Here is a 14,644-nt window from a genome sequence, read left to right on the forward strand (position 1 = left end):
TTATTTATTCAGGGGATTGGGTGACAATCTGTGAATATGTTGTTTGATTGATGCGATGTATGACATTAATATCTTCAGGCATTTCTGAAGCATTACTCGTCTCAACAGCTAATGATGAAAAAGCTGATGCATAGCGTAACGCATAAGAAAACTGCTTTCCTTTTGCCAACGAGGCAGCGAGCGCACCATTAAAAGCATCACCTGCCCCTGCTGTATTTTTTACCACTGCCGGATATGCCGGCGAGTAAATATACTTATATCCGTCATAAGCTAACGAACCTTTACTACCTAGCGTAATAACCACCTTATTTACGCCTTGTTGATAAATAGAAACTGCAGCATTTTTTGCAGATTCTAAATCGAGCACTTCTATTCCAGATAATAAACTTGCTTCCGTTTCATTAGGTGTTAATACATCTATCATTGGAAGTAATTCATTAACTATTTTGTTATACGGTGCTGGATTAAGAATAATAGGAATATTATTCTCGTTTCCAATAGCAATAATTTCTTTTAATGCTTCAATATTCGTTTCTAATTGTAGTAAAATGATATCTGCATCAATAATTTTATCTTTCTGTATTTTTACTTCATCAGCAGAAATATCCATATTAGAACCAGAGTAAATAGAAATAATATTCTCCCCACTCTCTTCCGAAACAAAAATAGAAGCTGTTCCTGTTTGGTAATTTTCAGTTTGATATATCGTTGATGTTTTTATTCTTGATGACGATATAAAATTAACTGCATAATCACTAAATTGATCAGTGCCTATCTTAGTAATAAAATGGACCTGCGCATCGGCATAACTCGCAGCCAGTGCTTGGTTACAGCCTTTACCTCCCGGTGAGAAGATAAATTTATTCGATAATAAGGATTCCCCGGCTTCTGGCAATCTAGGAAGATAGCTAATCATATCAACATTAAATGAACCCAGTACGCACACCTTATTTATTGCTGTCTTGTTTGCTAAATCGTTTTTATCAATTTGATCATTACATTCCAAAAATTGTATAATTTCTTTCTTAGCTACTTTGTCTAATGTTTCAAATTCTATAAAAGCGCCACCATGGCATCTTTTTATAATTCCTTTTTCTGCTAGTGTATTTAAATCTGATCGTATTGTTTCTTTGGTAACATCAAGTTCTTTAGCCAAAACAGAAACTTTTACTGCACCATTACCCTTGATCAGATTAATTATTTTCTTATGACGTTCTGCTTTCATTTAATGTTACCTCTATGGCAACAACTTTAGTTTATTAGTTGTTATGGGATTGTGATTACAATCATATGTTATTTATTAAAAGCAAAAAAAAGCAGAAATACAAAAATAAAAAACAAAAATAAACAGAAATAAACAATGATAATCGTAAGATTATTTAATAAATAAATTTGAGGCTTATTCTTTTTTTATAAAAAATAGAATCATTAAATAACGTAACGTTAACTTATTTAGTATAAATAAATTTAATATTAGTTTTTAGCTATCCAAAGAGAATAATATTAAAATTTTACATGCAAGAATAAAATTTACTTTTATAAATAAGACATTACAAAAAAAACATTTTATATTTCTGTAAAATAACCGTAATAATGCTTAAATAAAATACAATCTAATTGAATCGAGCAATGCATTAATTATTTTTATCATCTTTAATTTTTAGCCCATATTTACAATAAAGAAATTCTAATCATTAAATACCAAGGAAAACGATACCCCTTTACAAAATAACGCAAATTACTTAAGTAATGCAAAAGCAATGCTTAAAACACGCTCAGTTTTCATCTTTCATTTTTGTGATCCAAGTAACATTTAGTTAGATAAAAATACCATCAACTTTGTCTATTTAGTTCATCTGTAAGTCAATCTTTGAGTTCATATTGTAAATCAAGAATGGTTTTTATCTATTTTCTATACTATCTATAAATATGATTTGTTTTTTTAACCACTTCATTCACAGTAATTACATCTAGAATAAGAATAAACGCAGATAATAACTTCAATAAAAATAAATATATCGATATTTTAAACCTTTTATTTTTGTCAGAAAGTCTTTTCATCAGAAACATTTAGACATACTTCTTTCCTCGCACTTTGCCTATTTTATATTTAAGTTTATTCATATCGTCAGACACAACATAAACTCCTGACAAAAAACACAACGAAAAATAAGGATATATCAATGAAAATAAAATCACTTATCGCAATCTCATTATTAAGCGCTAGCTTTTCTCTTTTTGCCGCAGAGAGTTCAACATCATCTACCAATATTCAAGCTCAAAGCGTTATTCAGGCTCAAAAAGAGCTGAATGACTATGAGAAAATCATGATAGAAAAAGTCTGGGTAACTACAGATGCGGTCGATGAAAAAGGTAATAAAATAAGTTCAGATAATACACAAGTAAGCAATTATTTTGGCATTGCTGAATACTACCCGAATGGCACATTTATTATGTTTACACCAGAAGGTAAACAAAAAATGCAGGGCGACTGGTCAATGTCAGATGATGGTAAATTACGTACCTTAGTTGCCAAAGATACTGAAGGTAAAACACTATTCACCCGAGATGTAGAAAATATCACAGTTAAAAATGACGAGTATACCTATCGTATTTATCCAAATGCTGATGATCGTAATACCTATTTCGATATTATTCATCACGTTAAAAAGTAAATTTAACACGTTGTTTTTACCTGCAAATTAGCCCTACTCAATAAACAAATAAAAAGGGTTACTTATAAAGATAAGTAACCCTCACTTTATTTTTATAACTGACTTATCATTTCACCAACTTCCGTCAGATAATTAAAGTATGCTCTGAGATTGCCCTTCAATCCAATAAATCACTTTATGCGCTTCTTCTGGTGTAGGTACTTCCAATTTACTCAACATACGTTCCATTACTTTAGCCGGCACAGCTTCATTTCTTGCATTATTTTGCCTCAGCCATTGTGCATAAGGAACTTCAATATAAACCAAGGTGACTTTTGCATTATAACGATAAAACAAAGAGATAAGTTGATCTCGCATTTTTCGCGTAATATTGGTGGCATTCCAAACAAAAGGTTTATGCTCTCGTAAATAAATACGGGCTTGCTCTTTTGCTTGCTGTGCTATCCAACCATTAGCATCCCTATTATCAGGTTTAATATTATGCTGGCGACGGAGATCATCTAAACTCACAATCGGAATATCTGCACAATGTTGGCGAATAAAGGTATCTTTTCCCATACCCGGTAATCCACATAACACCGTAACTTCACTTCCTTTTTCAGGATAAGGCTCATAATTGCAATCAGTACTATTTTCTGTATAAAAATAGTGAAAACGAGCATCATCTGAAGGAAATGGCGCAGCTCTACGCCAGCAATTTAGCTCTTCACAATAAAGCGTAAATAACGCAATTTTATCAAAAAGAGCCTGCTCATCTTCACAATCTCGCCCTAAAACATCAGCTTTAGCCAATAATGCCAGTAAATAGCAATCTACTCTTAATGATGCAGCAAGCAGTGCTTTTTTAGGATCAGGTTTATCCATCACCCACAGCGGTAATCCATGAAAGCGAACTAAAGCCGCGATCTGCTCTCTATCGGCAAAACTCAAAGGTACTTTTTCATATAGAAAAAGACGTGTCGTTAATTCACCTTTACGAGCATGACCCGGTGAGACAATTCTCCCCTCTTCTTCTCGTGTTGTAGAACGTTTTTCCACATCATGAAGAAGTGCCGAGATCCATAAAATTTGCTGTTCTCTTTCAGTTAACGTTTTATATTCTGGCAATGATTTAACTGAATTGATTACTCTTTGTGTATGTATTGCCACATCACCTTCTGCATGATGAATAGGATCTTGCATAACACCTACCATATCACTAATTTCATCATACAGTTCACAAAGGTGTTCCCATGACATTTCAGTGTGTAATTTCTTATGAAGCATCATTGAGACTCCTGTGTTTTTTCCCAAATTAAAGGGGCTCGTCGCCAATTTTTTTTCCAATGAACATCTGTTTTAACATGATCTTTTCTAACATATTTAAAAACACGATGTGAAAAATCATCTAAAGAAAACGACTGAGCATCTCGTGTAACAATGCCTTCCATTGGGCTTGGTTTTTGCGTTAAAACATCTTGCGATTGAAAAAAACTTGCCTGCTTGGCTTGTGAAACAATCATATTTTCAAAATCAGTTTTATCCTGACATTCCGGCAGCTTAATTTCTGGCACCGTTGGCAGATCAAAGAGAGAAGCATAAAACTGCACTTCTTCCCAACTTAGCCATTTATCTTTATAACGAACCGCAAACACATAGAAATATTCTTCTAAGTGTGCATATTCAATAGAATGAATGGCATATAGATTTTCACCGAAAATATCTAACTCACCCAAATCGTTTTTCATCATTTGCCAACGTTGACGCAGTTGAGATGTCCACGCTGATTGAGTCGGGGTTGCATGCGAGCGAGCAAAAACTCCCATTTTATTTAGGCAATTATTTTCTCCATCCAGTTTTTCTGTATGGATAAGTTGTTTTATTTGGCAAATATCCCGCCACCATTGCGCATTGATACGATCGTCATTTGTTGTGCCTGGTGAAAAAGGATAGTGATAGGTTCTATCATATTTTTGTGATTGATTATTCATTATTTAATACTCATTAAGTAACAGAAGGTCTACCAAATTTAAAAAGAAATTCGGTAAGTTAATTTTTCTGTATTTGCACTATATCCTTCAGTGCCTCAATGCGTATTACATAACAACGACCTAAATAATCAAAAGAGAGAGGAAAATAAATTTAGACAGATACTACCTGTAAGTTTTCCAAAGAGCTAGAAAATTAATGTTATTTATTTTTTTGGTTAAAACTTATTAAAAGATGACAAAAATAAGTGTTACTGGGGATATTGGATAATATTTTCAGAATTAATCAGATTTTCAGGAAAAATAAGTGGGTTATCTGAAATAAATGGCATATCTAATTTTCGAGTACCAGTAGAAATAGAAACCCCTGCTTTTAACCATGCAGTAGCAACTAGTTCAGTGCAATAAACACCTTGCCCCGGTTGAATACTAAAATTTTCACCTACTCGTTCTAATGCAGTTTGCACCGCAATCTTTCTTGCTTCTTCACTTCCTTTCACTTGGTAAAAGCGAACTGAATTAGGCTTTGCTCGACTAATGAAAAATTCAAGACTATCCACAGTAACACCATCTTTTATATTACTATGTTCACTGGGTGTAGAATGGATCACTTGAATACCATTATCAGAGATCCACAGCATACCTACGTGGCTAAACCCGCTTTTATCGACTTGTTTAATTATCTCACTAATAACTTCATCCCCATCACGAAAAACTAAATCACCATTTTTTAAGTCATGAGGCAAAGCGAGTGCATAAAATGCACCCGCTAAGAATAAAGCTACAATATTAAATGTGCGAACAATCACTTGAAGGCAACTTTCCATTTACCATCTACATTAATCATTTCTTGTGCTTTTGTTTTTTCAACACCATCTTTTAAGACTGTTTTTAATGTCACAATTGCGCTCTTTTTATCTTCGCTATATTCAACGCTAACAATTTCTACCTTGCTTAAACCGCCTTGCTCTTTAACTTGTTTCCCTGTTTCCGCAACAATCATTTTAAATTTGCTATTAAATTGCTCAACTCTTGGATCTTTTTCCATTTCACCCAAATGGATTAATGCTACAGCTTTATCCCCATTTCCTTCTGCAATTGCTTCGACAAATGCAACAGCAGCTTGCCCTGGATCATCTGTTTTATCACCACAAGCTGATAATGCCATAACTGTAAATATTAAAAACAGAGAACCCACAATTTTCTTTAACATAATTCACCATCACCATAAAAAGTTATTTTGACCAAAAAAATCTTATATAAAATATTTCCTATATTAAAATATAAGATAGCAAATACATTATTTAAAATTAATTCAATAAAGAGAGCTAACTTAGCCTTTCCTATCGATAAATTATACGTGATAAAAATAAATTTCGGCATATTTTTATATCACTCGTTATTTACAGGTAGAGATTAAATGATGTTTAATTAGTTTTGCAACGTATCATAAAAAGAGTAACTCTAATTATCACAAGATCCTTACTAGTTACACAATGAAAATAATTTATTTTTTACCCTTTATAATCAATAGATAAAGAAAAAATCATCTATTTTTTTATCTCTAACTTTCTTTTTAAGAAGATAATTAAGAGCAAGCATTAATAAGAATAAATTTTATTACTTTTGTAATAACCCTAAAATAAAATTATTCTCTATTTATTGCTGTAACCACTTTAATTTTTGCTAAATATAATGCATTTCACCTTAATTTATCTAATTAACAAATATCATTTAAATTAATATTTCATAGAAAGTATCAATTTAATATTACAAATAACAATATTACAACAATCAAACAGACTAAAAAACAATTCTATTTGTTTTCACAATATGTCATCGCGTATTATTGCCTAATATTTAGGTGATTTGCCTATAACACATTGCAAAAAAATACAAATAAACACTAGAAAAATTGTGATCACATACACCTTTTTGCATCATTAATGCTATTTAAGACAAATAGAAACTGCTTTTTTATCAACAAATAGGTAATCTAGCGGTCTGATTTCGATGACCAAACATGAATAGTTAAAAGGATATTTTATGTTTACTTCACAGCTCATGCTGGTCGGTTATGTGTTGTTGGTAAGTCCTTGTGGAAATGATTCTTGTGATGCAGTTCCTGTTACAGAAACAATTTATACTAAAGATGAATGCACAACACGACTTAACTACTTAAAACAAAAAAGACCGGACCTTATTATTTTCTGTGGAGAAGTCTTGAGAGATCCTGAAGTTACTGATGAAAACCCTTATCTCACCCCACCAGATAGTGCAGATGACGTTTTCAAAATTAAGTAATTAATTTATTCTTAATTTTATGATTAAGATAAAATACAATTTAATTTGTTTTCTTTTTACGATATACTCTTTGTACTTGAATATGTAAGGACACGTATTAGGAGTCACTAATGTCTATTGCGAAACGTACCAAAGATAAACGCATTGCGTTAGGTTTAACACAATCAGAACTTGCTACTTTAGCGAGTACAACACAGCAATCCATAGAACAGCTAGAAAGTGGTAAAACTAAACGTCCCCGTTTTTTACCTGAATTAGCAAAAGCACTAAATTGTGATTTAGCTTGGCTACTTGAAGGTGAAGAACCAACCAATGCGAATTCTGAAATTCCACCAGAGAATGAATGGCAACCAGTGAGTGAATGGGATAGTAATACCCCTTTAGGTGCTGATGAAGTGGAAATTCCCTATTTTAAAAGTATCGAACTCGCAGCGGGTGACGGTTGTTGTACTAACGAAGATCATAATGGATATAAATTGAGATTTTCAAAAAGCACATTACGCCGTTATGGCGCATCTTCTCAGAACGTTATTTGCTTTTCTGTTTATGGCGATAGTATGTCACCTGTTATTCCAAATGGCTCAACGGTCACTGTTGATACAGGCAACACACGTATTGTTGATGGTGGCATTTATGCTATCGAACAAGATGCCTTATTCAGAATAAAACTACTCTATCGTCAACCAGGCGGTAAGTTGATTATACGTAGCTATAACAAAGACGAATTTCCTGATGAATCAGCAGAAACAGACTCTGTAAAAATTATGGGTCGCATTATTCATTGGTCAGTAATGGCATGGTAATCAATAAGTAAGATAATAATTTCATAGTATTGAGTTTTCAGTAACAACTTGTCCTTTAGACAATAAAACCGTTTTATCCGCTAAGGCCCTAATTTCACGAGGTTCATGAGTAACCATGATCATCGTTATGTCCTTAGATTTTAAGGAATCGATTAAATCCCAAAGCTGATAACGTGTTTCCCAATCCAAACTCGAAAAAGGTTCATCCAGTAGTAAAAGTTTGGGTTGGCTAATAAGAGCTCTCGCCAATGCGACGCGTTGCTGCTCCCCTCCTGAAATTTGATGAGGATAACGTGCTGCGAGATGTGCAATTCCCATTTGCTCTAATATCGCCGTTTCTCTCTCCTTACTTCGTTTCTGCTTTGCACCATACTGTGCTAACCATAAATTTTGTGTCACCGTCATAAACGGAAATAAATAAAGCCGTTGATTTAAATATCGACAAGAACGTAACCACACTGGTTGTTTATTTATATTTTTATCTGCAAGGTAGATATCACCAGTATATGAAGTATATCCAGCAATCGCATTTAAAAGCGTTGTTTTTCCACTTCCAGATGTACCACTTATTCCTAAGCATGTTCCTTTCTCTACGTTCAGCGAAACATCTTTTAATATACCCGTTGTTAATGAACGAATTTCTAGCATGATATTTTCCTTTCTCGCTGCAAACGATGTAACGCAAATAGTAAAGTAATCGCGATAGCGATAAGAACAAGTGCACAACCTATTGCCAGAGTGAAGTCTCCGCTGGCGATATTTAAATAAATTGCCATAGGTAACGTTTCTGTTTTTAATCTTGTTGCACCAGCTAACATTAACGTAGCGCCAAATTCGCCTAAGGCTCTAGAAAATGCAATGATGCTTCCACTCATCAAAGCGGGCCAACACAGTGGGATCTCAATAAGGAAGAATGTTTTTGTTGGCGTTAATCCTAGATTTTGTGCAGTTTGAATATAAGCAGGATCAACAGATTTAAAAGCAGAGAGGCTATTTCTCATAATAATCGCGCTAGCGACATAAGTTTGAGCAATAATAATACCCAATGGTGAAAAGAGAGAGCGAGATAACTCAGGAAAAACTCCTGTTAAAGGCCCCTGATTTCCTAACAATAATAATAATCCGATACCGATAACTAATGGAGGAGTCACCAAGGGTAAATCTAATAATGCATCAATAAAACGATGTCCTTTAAAAGGGATCCTTGCCATCGCCCATGCGGCTGGTACACCTAGGATCATAGCCAGACATAAAGAAGTTAACGCTGTACTAAGTGACATACCAATAGCAAAATGGAATTCAGGATCAGTAATGACTTGCCTCAATTCAACATAAGAAAGCTGGCATATTAGTGCAATTAGCGATCCTAAGATCAGAAATAACAACAAAAAAAGTGGAATTAATGCCCATCGAAACACGTTATTTCCTTTTTAAGATAGATATTTATTTTGCTGTAATAATGAAAAAAGCCACCAGTGAGTTGGTGGCGAAAAAACACAATTTATGTGAGAAAAAAATCTATGGTTTCGAAATTACAGGAAGAAAACCATAATCAGTAAAAGCCTTTATCCCTTCAGCACGCGTAAAATAATCAGCAAGTAATTGTGCTTCTTTTGGATTTGCTGATGTTTTTAAAACAGCAAGTGTTGCCACTTCTTCTGGGCTGCCTTCAGGAACTGGAAGTAAAACAAGTTTATCTTGGTTTTTCATTGCATCTGCATATCCAATAATGGCGGCATCCACTTCCCCATTTAATAAATACATAAGCAATTGTTTAATCGTTGCAGTGCGCACAACAACTTTATCACGTAATTTATCGCCTTGACCTGACGCATCAATCAGTTGCTCGCCACTTTTGCCTAATGCGATAGCTTTAGCATCACCCATTCCTAGTTTTAATGAGCTATTCGCCAGATCTTCTAGTGTTTTAATATCACCCACTTTATCTTTACGCACAGCAATAACTGGAATATGACGAACAATAGAATACTGATTAACGACTTGCCCTTCTTTATCTAACTTTTCCACATAATCTTGTGAACCAGGAAAGAATAAATCCCCCTGCTTAGTTAAATTAAAGCGTGTTAATATTTGACCTGAACCGCCATATTCAATAGTGACTTTATTTCCTGTCTCTTTTTCAAATACACTTACAACTTGCTCTACGGGTTGTTTTAACCCAGCTCCTGCATAAAGATGAAGCTCAGCGGCAAATGTATTATGACAAATTAATCCTAATGCTAGTCCTAAACCAGCAAGCAATTGGCGTTTCATAAAATGGTGATCCTGACTATCGTTATATAATTTTTTATATAATGAATGATATAACTGTTTAAGGCAAGAGGCGCATATAAAAAAAGAGAAAAATGTTAACAACTTATCATTTTTATCTTTTTCTTTATGTGCAAGCTCTACAAAAGAGACTGATCAAAATAAATGCTTCAAATATTTATTTTTATCAGAGATAAGTAGATCTTAAAATAGTGGTTTGCCGACAAATCCTCGCTTTCACGAGGATTTTATGACTAATTATCTAACTCTAATAATGCCAACGCAGTCACTTCATCAATCACAATATCAGTGGCGTAACCTCCTTTTATCGCCCCTATTGTTGCCTGAATATTTTCCACGCCACCTGCAATAAAAAGTCGCTGTGTTATTTGTCTTAATTGAGCAAGGCTTATTCCCATAATCCTAAGATCAATATCAGAAACCAAAGGATTGCCTTGCGCATCATAAAAACGCCCACAAATTACGCCCACAGCACCCAAATCACGATATTGAGCCATTTCACTGCTCGTTAAAACCCCCGTTGTTACCAGAGGATTGTCATCTCGTGTATTACCCACAACAAACAGAGCTTTATTACACTGATTCAGCGCTGAAAAATTACGTCTAATAATAGGCTCCGCTTGAAGTTCCATTGCTAGACGTGCGCTAGACACCACCGCAGGTACATGCAAATTAATACTGCACCCTGATAACTTGTTTGCGATTAACGCGGCGGCTTCTGTTGTTTTAAAATCAGGCTGTGGTGCCACTGCACCTATCATTTGCAGTACTGTGATGTTTTTTAATGATTTGGGTGGAAGATAATTACCCAATTTATAAATTGTTCGTCCCCAAGCAACACCTAAAATATCATCGTCATTAATTATCTGAGAAAGATACATCGCTCCTGCCTTCGCTAATCTTTCTCTGTTCATATTTAAAGTGTGTTGCGATTTATTCTTTTCTTCATCAGGTAAAATAAGCACATTATTAAGATCGAATTTTGCTTTTATTCTTATGGCATAATCAATCGTAGAAAATACTGATGAATCCAAGTTAATATTTACGAATCCTTTTTCTCTAGCTAGATGCAAATATTTCACTACTGTGACACGAGAAACACCCATTATATTTGCAACTTCACTTTGGCTGAGCCCGTCCTGATAGTAAAGCCATGCAGCATAGAGAACGGGATCATTATCAAATAAACTCGCGTTTTTTAGCGAATTATTATCCATTTTAAACCCCACAAATTTTTATAAATCTTATGACTAATTAGTTTATTTTATATTAGAGATATTATTGAAGATAAAAATGCCTTTGGCAAAATTAAGCCTTATAACACAAATAGATACATTTCATTAATCTACTAATAATATCGGCACCCTGATATTTTTCTTTACTACAAGAACCTTATAATACGTAAAAAGCCCTTAATAATGCCGTAAACAGTTCATATCGAGAAAGTTTTTTTTGAAAATACTGTTTTATTTCGCTAAAAATAAAAATATTAGCTTTAAGTTTTAAAAAGTTTTATTTTGATAAAATTAAAATCACCTAACCTTTATTGTTGCTATGAAAAATCAAATTAATTTAAAAAGGAAAAACAATGATAATTGCATACTCAACAGCACCAAATGAAACCATCGCTAATGAAATTGCTCACTACCTCATCAATGCGAAACTTGCTGCTTGTGTAAATTTAATCCCTCAAGTCAAATCTATTTATTGTTGGAATAATAAAATTATTGAAGATAATGAAATACTTATGATGATAAAATCCGAAAAGAGTAAACAACAAAACTTAATTGATACTCTTGTCGAAATACATCCTTACGATACTCCTGAAGTAATTATAATACCGATTGAAAATGGTTTTAAAGGTTATCTTAATTGGATCCATACATCCTTAAATTAAAACAATGTTAAATTTTTAGTGAGACATCTTTTCTAATATTTTTTCCAAAAAATGATAATAAATTGTAAATAAAACCCCCTTACATCATCTCAATTATTAGACAAGTAACTTATTGTTAATGTTAAATTAAATTTCTTATTCTAAATTAATACAGGTATTTTAAATATACTTTATAATAAAGAAATTTTTAATTTCAACTAATAACAATATAGATGGTTAATTAAATAAGGAATATATAAATATTTATTTTATTGGCATGAATATATTTTAAATATATAGGTAAAATAGCCTTTAATGCTAAATTAATAAACTTACCAACAGTTTATTCTTTTTATTTTCTGTTATAATAAACAGGCTTTCTCTAAATTACATGAAAAAAGGAGTGAGTTGTGAAAACAAACAGAGTCGCAAGACGTATTTTAGGTTTACCTTATAATTTAAGTCGGTCTAAAAAGAAAGTGCGTTTTTCCATTATTGCCTCTACAAACGCTGAAAATGTACCTGCTGAGTTAAAAAACACAGCTAAAGTCTGTTTAAAACAGGATCTCAGAAAGAAAGCAGAGCATAAGCGTATCTATATGAAGTTAACTGATGCTTATCCAGAGTATCTTGCAACCAATTAATATGGTTATACGCCAACGCTATTTAATAAATATTTTTGTATTCAGTTTGTATACTTAAAATATTAAAAATAGCATATCCCTTACATTACGTAAGGGATATTAGTTTTCTAGGCCAGTTTATTTTTTTACTATTTATAAAGCTCTTTTCTTATATTTATAAGTGCAACTTCTGCGATTGAAGGCTCAATTTCATCAGGCAATGTACTTAGTTGAAATGCATTCTCAATATTCTTGATAAGTGTTTCACTACGCTCTAATAATTCATTATAACTAAACTGACCAGTTTTAATTGCCAATAATTCATCTCGATTATCACACCAAACCTTCACTTTCCCTTCTTGTGCGATCCCTAATGCGATATAAAGCAATCTAAAGGTATGCATCATATTTTTACTATCGTAACTTCGTCCATGATCAATGTTTTGTTGATAACGGACATCATTACGTTGTTCAACCCACTGCCAATATTCATGATATTGTTTGCGATATGCGCTATAACCTTCTTTATTAAAACTAAGATAACCTTCTAGTTTTGCTGTTTTAGAAATACTGCTTAGCAATACATCATTTGCACTTTCTTTTTTTATTATTCCTTGATAAGTCGCTTTATCATCATAAAAAATTGCATAAATATCTTGAGCATGGGCGAGTTTTGTTAATCCAATATGTTCTTGTTTCCAATGTCGATTTTCTAACCAAGTATTGATTAAAATTGTTTTTCCGTCTTCAATCACATAACAAAAGTCGAGAATAGTTTTTAATTTTTTTTCGACTGGATTTACTATTTTTTTGTTTAATCCTTGAGCTTTTTTAATCTGACCTTGTGCATAATGCACAAATGTTTGAACACAAGTTTTAGATAAAAACCATTCTGGTTTTATTAATGATATTAAAGGGTGCCGATAAATAACCACATGTTCAGGTGAATTAAGTAGTTCTAAAATATTAGGATTAGATGCACACAATAGTTCTATAAATCGTCCTAGTTCATAATAAACGATATCATTGGTTTCATTACTGACTTGCGTCGTGTATTCCAACCCATAAAAAAGATCTCTAGGGAGATAAAATACACCTTTAATATCTGTATCCGATGTTTCCGTCGCAAGGTTATGTGAACGACTTCCAGCGATACTTTCAAATAAAAGATAAGGTTTTATATCTTCAATGGTCAGCTTCATCTAATTTCTTCCTAAACCAATTATTTAAAATATCATTATCTGGTACTGTTCTTTTTGCTAATTGAACATTTGTCTCTTGCCATAAAAAAATCACTAGATGTTGCATCGCTTCTGTTGGAACCCAAGTAAAATGCTCATCTTTGTCTGATTTAAATTCTACTAGCTCTTCGATGGCTTTTTGTTCTTCAACAGTTAAGATTTTTATCAGCTTATCCAACTCCATAGGCGGAATGTCACCCGTTTTTACTGTCCAATAAGCGGATAAAAGAGAACGTAATAGATAGAACCATTTTTTTAATTTTATTGACTCTACACTAATCTCATTCTTTGAGTTATTTTCAGGAGAATATCCACTCACAACTTTAGCAATTCCTCGATAATGATGAACAATCACTTTGGGTTGATAAAAGAGTTTTGCAAGCTCAAATAACTCTTTTTGAACATTAGGATATTCTTGATAAATTATCGGTGATTGAAGCCATTCTAATAATATACAGTTCGATTTACGTAATAAATGCAGTGCTTTGGTAATATCCCAAGCGCCGACATCAAACCAACTGTTTTCTATCCATTCAAAGGTTTCTTTAGGTTTATCGATAGAAAGATAAGCATTGCGAGGGTGTATAAAAATACCTCTCACATCATAATCACTATCTGTTGAAGCAAATCCCCAAGCTCGGCTACCACTTTCTGCAACATAAAGTAGTTTAACTTGATGATCTTGTTCTATTTGCGGTAATTTTTTTAATATCTCATTATGCATGATATCCTTATCTCCTTATTTGTGACTTTTTCACTAATTTACTTCTTAACACTAATATTCTATGGTTATAACACAGACATAAGCCAATACAAACTTAGTCAAATTCTCATTTTATCCATGTGTAATTAGGTGGTTTACA

General features: G+C 33.0%; 16 protein-coding genes. 5 read left to right on the forward strand and 11 right to left on the reverse strand.

The features are described 5' to 3' along the window. Nucleotides 1-4: 4 nt before the first annotated feature. Entirely contained in the window at nt 5-1,225 is a 1,221-nt protein-coding gene (locus tag D7029_RS10775; RefSeq protein ID WP_194950661.1) for a PfkB family carbohydrate kinase, read from the reverse strand. A 958-nt stretch (nt 1,226-2,183) separates the two neighbouring features. Between D7029_RS10775 and D7029_RS10780 the strand changes: the two genes are divergently transcribed. Beyond that, the gene (locus D7029_RS10780) at nt 2,184-2,675 is read left to right on the forward strand and encodes a DUF4822 domain-containing protein (protein ID WP_194950662.1); all 492 of its coding nucleotides are present in this window, start codon (nt 2,184-2,186) and stop codon (nt 2,673-2,675) included. A 132-nt stretch (nt 2,676-2,807) separates the two neighbouring features. On the opposite strand, the gene D7029_RS10785 is transcribed toward D7029_RS10780, so the two are convergent. The 4 genes from D7029_RS10785 to D7029_RS10800 all read right to left on the reverse strand — a co-directional run bounded on the left by D7029_RS10785 (nt 2,808) and on the right by D7029_RS10800 (nt 5,855). After that, nucleotides 2,808-3,944 (reverse strand): AAA family ATPase, encoded by a 1,137-nt coding sequence (locus D7029_RS10785; protein WP_194950663.1) that lies wholly within the window; start codon nt 3,942-3,944, stop codon nt 2,808-2,810. Beyond that, nucleotides 3,941-4,645 carry an RNA ligase family protein gene (locus tag D7029_RS10790; protein WP_194950664.1) on the reverse strand — a complete coding sequence of 235 codons (705 nt, stop codon included), beginning with the start codon at nt 4,643-4,645 and terminating at the stop codon, nt 3,941-3,943. Before D7029_RS10790 ends, D7029_RS10785 begins: the two co-directional genes overlap by 4 nt. 248 nt (nt 4,646-4,893) lie before the next feature. Further along, nucleotides 4,894-5,469, reverse strand: coding sequence for a YiiX/YebB-like N1pC/P60 family cysteine hydrolase (locus D7029_RS10795; protein ID WP_228766667.1), 576 nt, complete (start codon nt 5,467-5,469; stop codon nt 4,894-4,896). After that, complete coding sequence (locus D7029_RS10800) at nt 5,448-5,855, reverse strand: DUF4878 domain-containing protein (RefSeq protein WP_194950665.1); 408 nt, start codon at nt 5,853-5,855, stop codon at nt 5,448-5,450. The genes D7029_RS10795 and D7029_RS10800 overlap by 22 nt, the downstream gene beginning before the upstream one ends. Before the next feature lie 833 nt (nt 5,856-6,688). Between D7029_RS10800 and D7029_RS10805 the strand changes: the two genes are divergently transcribed. Together D7029_RS10805 and D7029_RS10810 are read left to right on the forward strand one after the other, a co-directional pair. Then, nucleotides 6,689-6,946 (forward strand): hypothetical protein, encoded by a 258-nt coding sequence (locus D7029_RS10805; protein ID WP_006532995.1) that lies wholly within the window; start codon nt 6,689-6,691, stop codon nt 6,944-6,946. 110 nt (nt 6,947-7,056) lie between these two features. Beyond that, nucleotides 7,057-7,749 (forward strand): XRE family transcriptional regulator, encoded by a 693-nt coding sequence (locus tag D7029_RS10810; protein WP_194950666.1) that lies wholly within the window; start codon nt 7,057-7,059, stop codon nt 7,747-7,749. Between the two features lie 21 nt (nt 7,750-7,770). Here the strand turns inward: D7029_RS10810 and D7029_RS10815 are convergent, their stop codons facing one another. The 4 genes from D7029_RS10815 to D7029_RS10830 all read right to left on the reverse strand — a co-directional run bounded on the left by D7029_RS10815 (nt 7,771) and on the right by D7029_RS10830 (nt 11,258). Then, nucleotides 7,771-8,397 carry an ABC transporter ATP-binding protein gene (locus tag D7029_RS10815; RefSeq protein ID WP_194950667.1) on the reverse strand — a complete coding sequence of 209 codons (627 nt, stop codon included), beginning with the start codon at nt 8,395-8,397 and terminating at the stop codon, nt 7,771-7,773. Next, the gene (locus D7029_RS10820; protein ID WP_194950668.1) at nt 8,391-9,167 is read right to left on the reverse strand and encodes an ABC transporter permease; all 777 of its coding nucleotides are present in this window, start codon (nt 9,165-9,167) and stop codon (nt 8,391-8,393) included. Before D7029_RS10820 ends, D7029_RS10815 begins: the two co-directional genes overlap by 7 nt. Before the next feature lie 100 nt (nt 9,168-9,267). Continuing rightward, a complete protein-coding gene (gene modA / locus D7029_RS10825; protein ID WP_088495328.1) occupies nt 9,268-10,023 on the reverse strand; it encodes a molybdate ABC transporter substrate-binding protein in 756 nt (251 codons plus the stop codon). Nucleotides 10,024-10,274: 251 nt separating this feature from the next. After that, the gene (locus D7029_RS10830; RefSeq protein ID WP_109849640.1) at nt 10,275-11,258 is read right to left on the reverse strand and encodes a sugar-binding transcriptional regulator; all 984 of its coding nucleotides are present in this window, start codon (nt 11,256-11,258) and stop codon (nt 10,275-10,277) included. A gap of 371 nt (nt 11,259-11,629) precedes the next feature. Between D7029_RS10830 and cutA the strand changes: the two genes are divergently transcribed. Both cutA and sra read left to right on the forward strand, forming a co-directional pair. Next, nucleotides 11,630-11,938 (forward strand): divalent-cation tolerance protein CutA, encoded by a 309-nt coding sequence (gene cutA / locus D7029_RS10835; RefSeq protein ID WP_194950669.1) that lies wholly within the window; start codon nt 11,630-11,632, stop codon nt 11,936-11,938. A gap of 389 nt (nt 11,939-12,327) precedes the next feature. Continuing rightward, on the forward strand, nt 12,328-12,561 hold the full coding sequence (sra, locus tag D7029_RS10840; protein ID WP_194950670.1) for a stationary-phase-induced ribosome-associated protein: 234 nt from the start codon (nt 12,328-12,330) through the stop codon (nt 12,559-12,561). Between the two features lie 128 nt (nt 12,562-12,689). Here the strand turns inward: sra and D7029_RS10845 are convergent, their stop codons facing one another. Continuing rightward, nucleotides 12,690-13,742 carry a DNA polymerase beta superfamily protein gene (locus D7029_RS10845; protein WP_194950671.1) on the reverse strand — a complete coding sequence of 351 codons (1,053 nt, stop codon included), beginning with the start codon at nt 13,740-13,742 and terminating at the stop codon, nt 12,690-12,692. Then, complete coding sequence (locus D7029_RS10850) at nt 13,726-14,505, reverse strand: DNA polymerase beta superfamily protein (RefSeq protein ID WP_194950672.1); 780 nt, start codon at nt 14,503-14,505, stop codon at nt 13,726-13,728. The genes D7029_RS10845 and D7029_RS10850 overlap by 17 nt, the downstream gene beginning before the upstream one ends. Nucleotides 14,506-14,644 lie beyond the last annotated feature (139 nt).

It is taken from the genome of Proteus vulgaris (genome assembly GCF_016647575.1).
GTDB lineage: Bacteria > Pseudomonadota > Gammaproteobacteria > Enterobacterales > Enterobacteriaceae > Proteus > Proteus mirabilis_B.

Bases quoted from the DNA above. Each gene is read 5' to 3' on its own strand.
- D7029_RS10845 (WP_194950671.1), bottom strand. From the start codon at position 13,742: ATGAAGCTGACCATTGAAGATATAAAACCTTATCTTTTATTTGAAAGT.
- modA (WP_088495328.1), bottom strand. From the start codon at position 10,023: ATGAAACGCCAATTGCTTGCTGGTTTAGGACTAGCATTAGGATTAATT.
- D7029_RS10785 (WP_194950663.1), bottom strand. From the start codon at position 3,944: ATGATGCTTCATAAGAAATTACACACTGAAATGTCATGGGAACACCTT.
- D7029_RS10830 (WP_109849640.1), bottom strand. From the start codon at position 11,258: ATGGATAATAATTCGCTAAAAAACGCGAGTTTATTTGATAATGATCCC.
- D7029_RS10795 (WP_228766667.1), bottom strand. From the start codon at position 5,469: ATGGAAAGTTGCCTTCAAGTGATTGTTCGCACATTTAATATTGTAGCT.
- D7029_RS10780 (WP_194950662.1), top strand. From the start codon at position 2,184: ATGAAAATAAAATCACTTATCGCAATCTCATTATTAAGCGCTAGCTTT.
- D7029_RS10850 (WP_194950672.1), bottom strand. From the start codon at position 14,505: ATGCATAATGAGATATTAAAAAAATTACCGCAAATAGAACAAGATCAT.
- D7029_RS10810 (WP_194950666.1), top strand. From the start codon at position 7,057: ATGTCTATTGCGAAACGTACCAAAGATAAACGCATTGCGTTAGGTTTA.
- D7029_RS10815 (WP_194950667.1), bottom strand. From the start codon at position 8,397: ATGCTAGAAATTCGTTCATTAACAACGGGTATATTAAAAGATGTTTCG.
- cutA (WP_194950669.1), top strand. From the start codon at position 11,630: ATGATAATTGCATACTCAACAGCACCAAATGAAACCATCGCTAATGAA.
- D7029_RS10775 (WP_194950661.1), bottom strand. From the start codon at position 1,225: ATGAAAGCAGAACGTCATAAGAAAATAATTAATCTGATCAAGGGTAAT.
- D7029_RS10800 (WP_194950665.1), bottom strand. From the start codon at position 5,855: ATGTTAAAGAAAATTGTGGGTTCTCTGTTTTTAATATTTACAGTTATG.
- D7029_RS10790 (WP_194950664.1), bottom strand. From the start codon at position 4,645: ATGAATAATCAATCACAAAAATATGATAGAACCTATCACTATCCTTTT.
- D7029_RS10805 (WP_006532995.1), top strand. From the start codon at position 6,689: ATGTTTACTTCACAGCTCATGCTGGTCGGTTATGTGTTGTTGGTAAGT.